This window comes from Vibrio sp. GJ43-1 (genome assembly GCF_055808835.1).
Map to the genome: position 1 here is coordinate 665,428 of NZ_CM147884.1, position 12,998 is coordinate 678,425.

General features: G+C 45.5%; 6 protein-coding genes and 3 pseudogenes. 5 read left to right on the forward strand and 4 right to left on the reverse strand.

The features are described from left to right. The gene (locus tag AC0L66_RS03210; RefSeq protein ID WP_473568369.1) at positions 1-675 is read left to right on the forward strand and encodes a general secretion pathway protein GspB; all 675 of its coding nucleotides are present in this window, start codon (positions 1-3) and stop codon (positions 673-675) included. A gap of 186 nt (positions 676-861) precedes the next feature. Here AC0L66_RS03210 and AC0L66_RS03215 read toward each other — a convergent pair whose 3' ends face one another. From AC0L66_RS03215 to AC0L66_RS03230, 4 genes are all read right to left on the reverse strand, one after another. Next, positions 862-2,640: a PglL family O-oligosaccharyltransferase gene (locus AC0L66_RS03215; protein WP_265676281.1), complete on the reverse strand. Its 1,779-nt coding sequence runs from the start codon at positions 2,638-2,640 to the stop codon at positions 862-864. A 208-nt stretch (positions 2,641-2,848) separates the two neighbouring features. After that, positions 2,849-5,686 (reverse strand): excinuclease ABC subunit UvrA, encoded by a 2,838-nt coding sequence (uvrA, locus tag AC0L66_RS03220; RefSeq protein ID WP_265676279.1) that lies wholly within the window; start codon positions 5,684-5,686, stop codon positions 2,849-2,851. Between the two features lie 167 nt (positions 5,687-5,853). Next, the gene (galU, locus tag AC0L66_RS03225) at positions 5,854-6,723 is read right to left on the reverse strand and encodes a UTP--glucose-1-phosphate uridylyltransferase GalU (RefSeq protein WP_265676277.1); all 870 of its coding nucleotides are present in this window, start codon (positions 6,721-6,723) and stop codon (positions 5,854-5,856) included. Positions 6,724-6,887: 164 nt separating this feature from the next. Beyond that, positions 6,888-7,535, reverse strand: coding sequence for a LuxR C-terminal-related transcriptional regulator (locus AC0L66_RS03230; RefSeq protein WP_265676275.1), 648 nt, complete (start codon positions 7,533-7,535; stop codon positions 6,888-6,890). Positions 7,536-7,798: 263 nt separating this feature from the next. On the opposite strand from AC0L66_RS03230, the gene AC0L66_RS03235 reads away from it, so the two are divergent. From AC0L66_RS03235 to mreC, 4 genes and pseudogenes are all read left to right on the forward strand, one after another. Next, positions 7,799-8,359, forward strand: a complete 561-nt coding sequence (locus tag AC0L66_RS03235) for a single-stranded DNA-binding protein (protein ID WP_473568372.1) — start codon at positions 7,799-7,801, stop codon at positions 8,357-8,359. A 269-nt stretch (positions 8,360-8,628) separates the two neighbouring features. Beyond that, a pseudogene (gene csrD, locus AC0L66_RS03240) lies at positions 8,629-10,622 on the forward strand (RNase E specificity factor CsrD). A 397-nt stretch (positions 10,623-11,019) separates the two neighbouring features. Then, a pseudogene (locus AC0L66_RS03245) lies at positions 11,020-12,064 on the forward strand (rod shape-determining protein). A 61-nt stretch (positions 12,065-12,125) separates the two neighbouring features. Next, positions 12,126-12,990: pseudogene (mreC, locus tag AC0L66_RS03250) on the forward strand (rod shape-determining protein MreC). The last annotated feature ends 8 nt before the right edge of the window (positions 12,991-12,998 follow it).

Below are 12,998 nucleotides of genomic sequence, written 5' to 3' on the forward strand. Positions count from 1 at the left end.
ATGTCTATGAATTTCACGAGGGCTGCCGTTTCAGTGTCTTTGATGGTAGCAATGGGCATGCCGACTGCGATGGCTTCTGAAAGTCGCGGCGCAGTAAAATTGCCTACTATTGAACAAGTGTCCCAATCGCACAGTGAAGCACAGCTCTCTGCGGACTATGTCGCATTGGCATACCCTGATTTTGGGGTGTTGAAAGTGCCACCAGAAAAAAAGGTTGCGCCTATTCACTACAGCCAAAAACCTTCAGAAGCTTACGTAACCGAGGTGCAGACGGTAGAGAAAAATACTGCTGACGCCCCATTATTAGAGCAGCCTTCATCAGATGAACCGTTTACGTTGGACAACTTAGATTTGAGCGGACTTGACCCTGATATCGCTCGTAAAGTGGCGTCAGCGATGAATAAAATTGATCAACAGAGTACAGCATCATCGAGTCATATCTCGCTAGAGGAGAATATCAGTAAATATCAAGGCCGATTACCGCCATTGAATTTGCAAACCCATATGTATTCTTCAGATTCTCAGCGTCGTTGGATTAAGATTAATGGTCAGGAGTTAAGAGAAGGCGATCGGCTTAATAATATCCAGATTGTTGAGATCACGCCGCAGTTAGTGACGATTCGTTTCGATAATGAACTGATTGATATTCCTGCGTTGTATGAGTGGGGAGGTTAGGGACTCGTCCAGTTACGGCCATATTAATTGGGCGATATCAACGAAAAGTCTATCGGTTAGACGCTTATTGTTTAGCCCCCCTTCAAGGAAAGGCCGCTGTGAGCGCGCGGCCTTTTGTCAGTAGAGTCGCTAGCAATAAGCGATGACTCGATTAAGCACCAGCGATGTGGCAACTAACGATGTATGTTATTGAGCGCTTGAGGCCTCTAATGCACCAGAAGAGACCGCAAGGCTGTTTCCTAGCGAATACTCGGTCGTAAAGGTCTCATTTGGAAATAAATACTCAGCTTCAGTCAGCACCTGTAAGGCTCGACTGCTATCCCCAATGGCGTCATACGCTAAAATCAAATTTTGATAAAACGCCGGTCGTGGCTTACGTTTTATGATATCGACAGACCAATCAATATACGGCTGAATGTGTTGCGGTTGCTGGGTACTTAAGCCTATTTTTAAGTAGGTGCTGTACACGTCCCAATCGTATCGGTCTTTCCACACGACAGGGTTACTCACTTGCTGAAGAATGTCAGGGTCAGCTGGTGTGGTTTGTTCAAACTTGGTCAGCACATAATTCGTATGCAGAGCTGCGCCCATATAAAGCGTTGTTACAATTGGAATAACAAGCGACATAACACGCAGCGAGGTTTTTGTGATGCGAGAGAATGACGTTTGTTTGAGTTGTGAACCTCGTTGATCCACCCAGTAGATAAGAACGATAAACGTTATCCAGTGAATCAAAGAGTGATAGAAAGGGTATTCAAGCTGAGTGTGCAGCACCAGAGGAATAAAGAGGGCGAAGATCGCCAGTCGGGTACCCGGCTTAGAGGTATAGATGCGGCTCAAGACAAACCCCGCCGCCAATAAAATACCCAGAATCGTGACGACGCCCCCCTCAACTCCCCAGTAAAGCAGCTCATTATGTGGGTGATCGAGCGCAGGGAGACCGGGTTCAAATCGGTCATTAAGTTGATGTTGGCGCGCGGTATACAACATGTATTGTGATTCAAACTTACCCAGTCCATACCCCGTAAACGGCTTTTCAATCAACATATCAATGGATTGACTAAATAGCGTAGGACGAATGTCGTGCAGTTGAGCTTTGTCTTCCACAAGTGTTTGATTGCCATGACCAGAAAACAGTAACACCATACCCAGTGCGACACCGGTTAAGTTTGCGAGAGTCCAACCTCGGAAGCGCTTACGAGTTGAATGGCGATACAGATAAGGGACCAAAAAAAGTACGCCAATACTGGCGCCTAACCAGCCTGTTCTGGACGCTAACGAAATGAGTAATGGAATCAGGATAATCGGTGTGACGTACAATAATGAAACGTCACTAATACGGCGATGGTACTTGTGCTTTTGACGGGCCAATAAATACCCCGATATGACTAAGCCAGTGGCAAGGAAGCTGGCCATGACATTGGGTTGCTGAAAGATGCCATAAGGGCGGTTTAGCTTGGTGTCGTAACCGAAAATATTGTCACTTGGTAAGTAAAAAAGCTGGACGTAACCAATCAGCGCTTCAATCAAACAGGCGAGAACCACTAACCAAAGGAGGCGCTGCTTCTGTTTATTAGTGAATTGGAATTGTTGAAGTAATACAAAAAATAAAAAGCCGCCCCACAACGTAATGAAGCGTGGTAGCACATTGGTAAAATCCGGCTGGCTATAAATCAGCGGTAGGGTTAAAAACACGCACGATACCAGCAAGCCAATGGTAAGTTTGCTAAATCGTAAGTACTGGTTGCTGCCCATTTGGTATAAACCAATGGCAAACGCCAGACTAAATGCTACCCAAGCCGTATTGTTAAACGACAGCGCAAGACCGACACCACCGGGGTTCGGCCAGAAAAAATGCATGGCGATGAGATAGAGCAGTGCCATCACAGTAAGGAACTTTCGGTTTAACGGTGGACGAGTGAGGCTTACGCCTAACTCCGTGCCATTAATTAATGTGGTTGCCATCGTTGATGTTGTTTCACTATATCTAAGGGAAAATGAGTGCCTCACAGGGTAGGCACTCAAGGTAATAGGGATCAATTTACCTTTTTAGCATAGTTTTTAATAACTAACCTAGTTTTAAGCCCGCAACTTTAACCTAAGAAGCCATGGGACTTCTTAGAAGTATAAATCGCCTCGCAAGTATGAAGGCTACCAGCAAGGCGCATATGTATTACTTAGCTTTAGTGCTCAGCATGGGTTTTAAAAATCTAGCTGTGTGTGATCCGTCGACTTTTGCCACTTCTTCTGGTGTGCCCTCAGCAATAATTTCGCCACCGCCTTGACCGCCTTCAGGCCCTAAATCAATCACCCAGTCAGCCGTTTTAACGACATCCAAGTTATGTTCAATCACCACCACGCTGTTGCCATGATCGCGTAAGCGGTGAAGGACAGAAAGCAGCAACTCAATATCATGGAAGTGCAAACCGGTGGTTGGTTCATCCAAGATATAGAGTGTTTTGCCCGTATCGCGTTTAGAAAGCTCACGAGCCAGTTTGACGCGTTGCGCTTCACCGCCTGAGAGCGTTGTCGCCGCTTGGCCTAGGCGAATGTAAGACAACCCAACATCCATCAGTGTTTGCAACTTACGTGCGATAACAGGCACAGGATCAAAGTAAGCGCGAGCATCTTCGACGGTCATTTGTAATACTTCGTCTATCGTCTTGCCTTTGTAGCGGATCTCGAGTGTTTCACGGTTATAACGCTTACCTTTACAAACATCGCAAGGGACATAAACATCGGGTAGGAAGTGCATTTCAACTTTAATGACCCCATCCCCTTGGCACGCTTCACAACGGCCGCCTCGGACGTTAAAACTAAAGCGACCTGGCTTATAGCCACGAGAGCGAGATTCTTGAGTTCCCGCGAAAAGCTCACGAATTGGCGTAAATATGCCAGTATACGTCGCCGGGTTAGAGCGTGGCGTTCGGCCTATTGGGCTTTGGTCGATATCGATAACTTTATCAAAGTGCTCCAAGCCTTCGATCTTCTTGTAAGGCGACGGCTCTGCGGTCGTCGCGCCGTTAAGTTGCGTATGAGCAATCTTAAAGAAGGTGTCATTGATAAGGGTGGACTTCCCCGAACCTGATACACCAGTAATACAGGTGAATAAGCCGACAGGGATCGTTAAATCCACATTCTTCAGGTTGTTGCCCGTCGCACCGGATAAGGTGACGAGTTTTTTAGGGTCAACAGGTGTGCGTTGCTTTGGTATTGATATTTCACGCTTACCACTTAGATATTGCCCTGTTAACGATGCCTCGGATGCCAGAATGTCATCAATCGTTCCTTCCGCCACAATTGACCCACCGTGTACGCCAGCGCCAGGGCCAATATCGATGACATGGTCAGCGGTACGAATGGCATCTTCATCGTGCTCAACGACTAGTACGGTGTTGCCTAAATCTCGTAAGTGGATCAAAGTATCGAGTAAGCGCTCATTGTCTCGTTGGTGAAGACCGATAGACGGTTCATCCAGTACGTACATCACACCAACCAGTCCTGCGCCGATTTGGCTGGCGAGTCGAATTCGCTGCGCTTCGCCACCGGATAATGTCTCGGCACTGCGTGATAAGTTCAAGTAATTGAGGCCGACATTAATTAAGAACTGAAGTCGGTCATTAATCTCTTTCATCACTTTATCGGCGATTTGAGCACGTTGACCTTCTAAGCTTAATGAGCGGAAAAACGCCATTGAATCGCTGATGCTCATTTCGACAATTTCGGGCAACGTCGTGTCTTGGATAAAGACATTTCGAGCTTCTTCTTTTAAGCGAGTGCCGCCACAAGATGAGCAGGATTTAGTGGAAATATACTTGGTCAGATCCTCGCGAACCGAGTTTGATTCAGTGTCACGGTAGCGACGCTCAAGGGTATTAAGGATCCCTTCAAACGGATGACGCTTAACTCGGATATCGCCACGGTCGTTGACATAATTAAATTCAATTTCTGTTCGGCCAGAGCCTTTTAATACCACATCTTTAATTTTCTTAGGTAAGGATTTAAAGGGTACGAAAAGGTCAAAATCGTAATGCTTGGCCAGCGACGATAGCATTTGGAAATAATAGTAATTCTTTTGATCCCAGCCTCGTATTGCCCCTTCAGCAATACTGATGGTTTCGTCTTGAATCACGCGGGCAGGGTCAAAGTACTGTTGTACGCCAAGTCCATCACACGTGTGGCACGCGCCAGCAGGGTTATTGAAAGAGAACAGTCTTGGTTCAAGCTCTTGCAGGCTGTAACCACAGTACGGGCAGGCAAAGTTAGCCGAAAATATGATGTCTTCTTTTTCGGAGTCATCCATCCAACCCACCGCGACAATGCCACCAGAGAGTTCTAATGCCGTTTCAAAGGATTCTGCCAGTCTTTGCTGAAGATTATCACGTACTTTAAAGCGATCGACGACGACTTCAATGGTGTGTTTTTTATGCAGTTCAAGTGTTGGTGGATCGGAAAGATCGCAGGTCTCGCCATCGATCCTTGCGCGAATAAAACCTTGGGCGGCGAGGTTCTCTAGCGTTTTAACGTGCTCCCCTTTTCGTTCTTTCACGATAGGCGCAAGCAACATCATTTTAGAGCCTTCTGGCAGCTCAAGTACTTTATCGACCATTTGGCTAACGGTTTGTGCAGCCAATGGCGTTTTATGCTCGGGACAACGGGGCTCGCCGACACGTGCGTATAGAAGACGCAGATAATCGTAGACTTCAGTAATAGTACCGACGGTTGAGCGTGGGTTATGAGAGGTGGATTTTTGCTCAATGGAAATCGCGGGCGATAGCCCTTCAATATGGTCGACGTCAGGCTTTTCCATTAAAGATAAGAACTGTCTCGCGTAAGCCGATAATGACTCCACATAGCGCCTTTGCCCTTCTGCGTAAAGGGTATCGAATGCTAGCGATGACTTACCTGAACCAGAAAGGCCGGTAATCACGGTGAGTTTATCGCGAGGAATCGTCAGGCTGACGTTTTTTAGGTTATGGGTTCGAGCACCCCTAACTTCGATCTTATCCATTGTTGCCACTCATGTAATACGTAGTGCGATAAGTATTACATAGTGTGAAGTTTGTGCAAAGAAATACTGGATAAAAAAACAGGGTAATATAGAAGGGCTGGGGAGAAATAAAAACGCCACGTTTCTAAGAGAAAGTGGCGTTAATGGGGAGCGGTTGTCGAGCGTAATTAGGCTTTCTTTGTTGCGTGTTTGCCTAGCTCAGAGGTTTTTTCGTCTTTTAGATATAGGTTTTCGAAACAGTAGTTTGTTGCTTCAATGTAACCTTCGACACTACCACAGTCAAAGCGTTGGCCTTTAAATTTATACGCAAGGACACAACCAGATTTTGCTTGTTTTAGTAGGGCGTCGGTGATTTGAACTTCGCCACCTTTGCCTGGTTCTGTTTGCTCGATAAGCTCAAAGATATCCGGAGTAAGAATGTAACGACCAATGATGGCAAGATTGCTAGGTGCGGTACCCGCCTCTGGTTTTTCAACCATGTCGTCAACGCGGAATAGATCGTCTTTGATCATTTCACCAGAAATGACACCGTATTTGTGAGTTTCATTGTCTGGAACTTCTTGAACAGCAACAATTGAACAACGAAATTGCTTGTACAGGGCAACCATTTGCGCAAGTACCCCTTGTTCTTCGTTGACGCAAAGATCATCGGCTAGCACGACGGCAAAAGGTTCATCGCCGATGAGCTCACGGCCCGTTAAAATAGCATGGCCTAGGCCTTTCATTTCACGTTGGCGAACATAGGTAAATTGCGCAGAATCGATGATATCGCGGATCTCAACCAGCAGCTCTTCTTTGTTGGTGCCGCTAATCTGATGTTCTAGCTCATAGTTTTTATCAAAGTGATCCATGATCGAGTGTTTACCACGACCCGTCACAATGCACATTCCATCCATACCTGCTTGAATCGCTTCTTCGACACCGTATTCAATAAGCGGCTTGTTCACCACTGGCATCATTTCTTTTGGCATTGACTTTGTTGCTGGAAGAAAACGAGTTCCGTACCCAGCTGCTGGGAATAGGCACTTTTTAATCATGATAAAACCCTTTATCTTTATAGTCTTTAGTTTGCGTTACTGACGAATATTCTGCCGCTAGTCTACCGCTAATTAAATCCAGATAACAGCCTTATCCTAAGTTGGGTCGGTGTGTCTTTCATGATTGATTTTTCGATGTTTTGTGATGGCAATTATTGACTTCGTTAAGAGAGTAAGTGTTGGTTTGCCCATGCAATAGCTTGTAAGCGGTTTTTAACCGACAGTTTTCTAAATATCTGATAAAGATGTGATTTTACGGTGGATTCGGTAATGAATAGATCTTCAGCCATTTGCATATTCGTCGCGCCTGATTGCAGACTGCGCAGGATATCAATTTCGCGAGCGGTTAGGTCAACCACTGCTGGAGACGTATTGGCGGACACAACGTGTCGATAGTGATGTAATAATTGGCTCGAAACATCCCGAGGTAACCAGTTTTTGCCATTAATGATTTCATCAAAGCCTTTGACGATCTTCTCTGGCGATTCATGGCTATAAAATAAACCTTTAATGTTGCCGTAGCGCAGGATCGTTTCCGTGGTGAGTCTATGCGGAACGTTGATTAAAATGGTTTCAAAGTGCTTACTCACTAAAGGGAGGTTAAGTACTTGCTGGAAGATGTCCAGCGAGGCGTGGTAATCAAACAGTAATATTCGGTTACGCACTTTGTCTCTCGCCACCATCAGGGCTTCCGGTTGAATAACATCGATGGCATTGATACTTAACTTGGAAAGTTGTTCCACAAGAGGATCGGGCGAACTCGTGCTTAGTGCCACATGCTGGATGATGCGTTTGTAGCTATTTTTTCTCATAAGAATGACTTAGTCCGATTGTTTTTATGCATGCTGACGAGTATCGGAGTTAGGTTCTAGACCGGAAGGATACATTTGAGACTCAGTTAAAAAATCTAAGTAACTGATATAAATCTTATGTTGTCGGTGATGGTGGTCAGTTCAAGAATTAGAGCTTGATCCCTATCATTGGATTGATTCATTAAGCGCTGTTGTCGAAATGAAGTATCGTGTTATCCTATTGTGCTAAATTTAAAATATCTATTGTGGTTACGGAGCAAAACATGGCAAGCCGTGGAGTAAACAAAGTCATTCTAGTGGGTAACTTAGGTAACGACCCAGAAATTCGTTACATGCCAAACGGTGGTGCGGTAGCGAATATCACAATCGCAACGTCAGAATCTTGGCGAGATAAAGCAACAGGTGAACAGCGTGAAAAAACAGAGTGGCATCGTGTTGCTTTGTTTGGAAAGCTGGCAGAAGTTGCTGGTGAATATTTGCGTAAAGGCTCTCAAGTTTATATTGAAGGTCAACTACAGACTCGTAAATGGCAAGATCAAAGTGGTCAAGACCGTTATACAACAGAAGTGGTTGTACAAGGCTTTAATGGCGTGATGCAAATGCTTGGTGGTCGTCAAGGTGGCGGTGCTCCAATGCAGCAGGGCGGCATGAACCAAGGTGGTATGCAGCAGCAATCTCAACAGCCTCAGCAAGGTTGGGGTCAGCCACAACAGTCGGTTCAGCAGCAGTCTGCGCAACAGCAGCCAGCACAGCAAAAACCTGCGCAACAACAGCCACAGTACAATGAACCGCCAATGGATTTTGATGACGATATCCCGTTCTAAATCGGCCGTTCTTGCGAGTAGATATTCTACTTGCTGCTCGAATTGAAAAAACCGCGAGTAATCGCGGTTTTTTTCGTTTATTAGAGTTAGAGCAATTATTAGAGTCTGGGCATTGGATGAAGCTTAACCCTGTTGAGTAAATTTGATATAACAATCAGTTAGCGTACTCAGTTGTTTATCCGTGTGGCAAAGTGATGATTGATGGATAACGCGCATATTTCTCTTATGATTAAGAGAGGATAAATGGGTCAAAAAGGACTTGAACATTTATGAGACAAACTCCCACCCTTAAATTAAGCACTCGCTTGGTTGCCTTTGTGACCGTGATTGTACTCAGTGCGGTTTTTATTTTGTTTGTCGGTGGCACATTGTCGATAAAAAAAATGGGACAAGAGTATCTTAATCATCACCTGTCGGGCATCGTTAAAGTTATTGATAAGGAACTTGAAGATCCTGATGCCGCTTATATGATGCAACGTTGGATGCCAAAAATGTTGCAGGCAAGCAACATTATTGAGATGCAGCTTTCTTCATCTGTCGAAGTGTGGTTTACCGCTACAAAAATACCTCCCCTATGATTGATCGTACGATCATCTATCAAAGAACCTACACGTTAGAACGCAATGACGGCTACACCATTAGTTTTACCGCGCTGCCTCCTTACCTTGGTGTTCGTTATTCTTTAGAGGCGATGTGGTCAGTGACGTTAGCGTTTGGGCTAATCGTCTTTTGTTTAATGCAAGGTGTGAAGTGGCTACGGCTACAGCTGATTGGTTCAGAGTTGCTTGAAGAGCGTGGTCGAATGATCTTAGGGGGCCGCGTTGAGCAATACGCGAAGGGAGACTTACGTGAATGGCCGTATACCGCGAGTGAAGCACTCGATATTCTGATCGAAGAATTGCAAGATGCTAGGCAAGAGCGCAGTCGCTTTGATACGTTTATTCGTACTCAAACTTTCCTCGACCCTTTGACAGGCAGTGCAAACCGAATGCTTTTCGACAGTAAGCTTGAGTCAGCTCTGCTAGAAAGTGGCGCACAAGGTGGCGTGATGCTGTTTCGTATCGAGGATTGGGATCAGGTGACTGAGCACAACAGTAAGGCGGTTTCTGATGACTTCTTAATTGAGGTCGGTGAGGTACTGTCTAATGCGGTACAAAAATACCCTGATGCCATTTTCTCTCGTTATTTTGATGCCGATTTTGCGGTATTTATCCCCCATCAAAGTGCAAAAGATGTCGCTACGCTTGCTAATCAGTGCTTACGTCAGTTAGCCAAGGTGACACCACCATTGCCTCTGGATGAAGACAATTGGTGTCACATTGGGGTCAGCATGTATGCGGAATCTGAGCGCCAAGGCCGAATTATGGAAGAGGCTGAGACAGCACTGAAAAGCGCCCAGCTGCAGAAGGCGAACAACTGGAGCCGCTACAGTAAACAAACACAAACGATGGATGAGCGTGGCAGTGTGCGTTGGCGAACCTTATTTGATAAAGCGCTGTTGCCTGAAAATTTACTGATCTTTTCCCAGCCTTGTTATCTCTACGAAAAGGGAAAAGATCTACAAGTTCTGCACCGTGAGCTATTTGCTCGAATTGAAGACCCTGAGCGTGGCGTGGTGAAAGCCTCCCGTTTTCATTCCGCGCTTATTCAGGTGGGTTACGAGTCCAACTTGGACCGTTCAGTCTTGAACAAAGTGATTCGTAACATTAAGCAAGGAAAGGCAATATTACCGATTTCGATAAATTTATATGTGGTTCCGTTTGCTCATAAACGCCACTTTAAATGGTTTAGAGATGAGCTGCTTCAATTGCCCATCGCGCAGAGACAACAGTTGGCGTTTGAGTTTTCTGAAGCAAGAGTCATCCAACATTTGGATTATATTCGTCCGGTGATTAGGATGTTATCGGGGTTAGGTTGTACCGTCATTGTTGGTCAAGCAGGGCGCTCGATTGTTAGTACGCATTACATTAAAGACCTTAAAGTCGACTACTTAAAACTACACCGCAGCTTGATTAAGAAAATCGATCAAAGAGATGAAAACCAGCTGTTTGTCCGCAGTATGGTGGGTGCTTGTGGTGATTCGACCACCAAGGTTATTGCTGTTGGCGTAGAAACGAAAAAAGAATGGCATACCTTGATTGACCTTGGCGTAAGTGGTGGTCAAGGCCGTTATTTTGCCCCTGAAGTTCAATTGCTACCGGAAGCAAGCAAGAGAATCGCTGCAATCAAACCGGGTCGCCGAAACCGTTGGCGAAAGACATAACGACGTTGTGTTGTTAGTAAAGTGTATGGAATATTCCCTTTCTGAATAAATGCGCCCTCTATTGGGGGCGATGGTGCTTTCTCTTGGTGACGCGTCGAGAGCACACCATGATGAACCCTATCGGCACTCGCTCTGTCACTTCTCTCTATTTTTGTCATAATGTGCCATTACTACGATGTTGAAAAATAATGGCTCACCTAAAACATCATGTCTTTTTAACCAGAAACTGGTTTGTCTAGCGACGAATTAGTGTCAATTTTTTGCGTTAAGTAAGGAAACTGTAAGAAAATGAGGTTTTCAGCCCATGTTTCTGCTCCAATGCCTTGCTGATATGGCAAGGCATTGGTACATTTAGTGCAATTTTTGTCTTCTCATTCTTGCAGGACGAGCGAAGAATATGTTTAAAAAACTGCGTGGCATGTTTTCTAACGACCTATCGATAGATCTAGGTACTGCCAACACACTGATTTATGTAAAAGGCCAAGGTATCGTCCTAGACGAGCCTTCTGTAGTTGCTATCCGTCAAGATCGTGCGGGTTCGGCGAAAAGCGTGGCAGCAGTAGGACACGCTGCTAAGCAAATGCTAGGTCGTACTCCGGGTAACATTTCGGCAATTCGTCCAATGAAAGATGGCGTGATCGCTGACTTTTATGTGACTGAAAAAATGCTTCAGCACTTTATTAAGCAAGTGCATGACAATAGCGTATTAAAACCAAGCCCACGCGTGTTGGTTTGTGTTCCTTGTGGCTCTACTCAAGTAGAGCGTCGTGCGATTCGTGAGTCAGCACTAGGTGCTGGTGCTCGTGAAGTGTATTTGATCGATGAACCAATGGCAGCTGCGATTGGCGCGGGTCTTCGTGTATCAGAACCAACGGGTTCGATGGTTATTGATATCGGTGGCGGTACCACTGAAGTCGCGGTGATTTCACTTAACGGTGTGGTTTATTCTTCATCTGTGCGCATCGGTGGTGATCGTTTCGATGAAGCGATTATCAACTATGTCCGTCGTAACTACGGTAGCTTAATTGGTGAAGCGACAGCTGAAAAAATCAAACATGAGATTGGCTCTGCTTATCCGGGTGATACCGTTGAAGAGATTGAAGTCCGTGGGCGTAACCTTGCTGAAGGTGTGCCACGTAGCTTTAGTCTAAACTCAAATGAGATTTTAGAAGCGCTTCAAGAGCCGCTAACTGGTATCGTTTCTGCTGTAATGGTTGCGCTAGAGCAATGTCCACCTGAGCTTGCGTCGGACATCTCTGAGAACGGTATGGTATTAACCGTGTGGTGGTGCCCTACTTCGTGATCTCGATCGTTTGATTACGGAAGAAACGGGTATTCCAGTGGTTATCGCGGAAGACCCACTAACGTGTGTGGCTCGTGGCGGCGGTAAAGCATTAGAAATGATCGACATGCACGGTGGCGATCTGTTTACTGAAGAATAATGGTTTCACTCTGGTTTTAGTGTGGCACTGAAACCAGAGTCCACACTAGGATAATGAGTACATGAAACCAATATTTGGTCGAGGTCCTTCCTTACAACTTCGCCTATTTCTTGCGGTATCCCTATCAGCTCGGCTTAATGCTGGCTGATAGTCGTTTAGATACATTCTCTCACTTCCGTTACTTACTCAATAGTGCCGTTGCGCCCATTCAGTACGCTGCTAACTTGCCTCGAAGCATGTTTGATGGTGTGTATGAGCGATTTAACACACGGCAGGGTCTAGCAGAGCAAAATATTAATCTTAAACGAGAAGTTTTACGTTTAAAGAGCGATTTGATTTTGTTGGATCAGTATCGAGAAGAAAATCAGCGATTTCGTGAATTACTGGGCTCATCGTTTGTCCGAGATGAAAAGAAGGTTGTGACTGAAGTCATGGCGGTAGACACGTCTCCATATCGTCACCAAGTTGTGATTGATAAAGGCAGAATTGATGGTGTTTACGAAGGGCAGCCAGTGATTAACGAAAACGGCATCGTTGGACAAGTCACATTTGTCGGCGCTCACAATAGCCGGATTATGCTGCTCACGGATTCAAATAGTGCGATTCCGGTTCAGGTTATCCGTAATGACATTCGCGTGATTGCCTCCGGTAATGGTGCGATTGATGAGATCCAACTAGAACACATACCGACTAGTACTGACATTCAGCAAGATGATCTTCTTGTCACGTCGGGATTGGGTGGAATTTACCCTGAAGGTTATCCAGTGGCACATGTTAAACAAGTGCAGCGCGATAATCGTAGAGAGTTTGCTAGCATCATCGCAGAACCTGTGGTTGATTTTGACCGTTTGCGTTACTTATTGCTGATTTGGCCTAATCAAGACAGGCAGCAGCAAGAAGTGGAAGCGACGCTGAATGCGCAATAAGAGACAGA

What these genes read in the sequence shown, in the direction of transcription:
- AC0L66_RS03210 (WP_473568369.1), top strand. Translation starts at nt 1, where the DNA reads ATGTCTATGAATTTCACGAGGGCTGCCGTTTCAGTGTCTTTGATGGTA.
- AC0L66_RS03215 (WP_265676281.1), bottom strand. Translation starts at nt 2,640, where the DNA reads ATGGCAACCACATTAATTAATGGCACGGAGTTAGGCGTAAGCCTCACT.
- uvrA (WP_265676279.1), bottom strand. Translation starts at nt 5,686, where the DNA reads ATGGATAAGATCGAAGTTAGGGGTGCTCGAACCCATAACCTAAAAAAC.
- galU (WP_265676277.1), bottom strand. Translation starts at nt 6,723, where the DNA reads ATGATTAAAAAGTGCCTATTCCCAGCAGCTGGGTACGGAACTCGTTTT.
- AC0L66_RS03230 (WP_265676275.1), bottom strand. Translation starts at nt 7,535, where the DNA reads ATGAGAAAAAATAGCTACAAACGCATCATCCAGCATGTGGCACTAAGC.
- AC0L66_RS03235 (WP_473568372.1), top strand. Translation starts at nt 7,799, where the DNA reads ATGGCAAGCCGTGGAGTAAACAAAGTCATTCTAGTGGGTAACTTAGGT.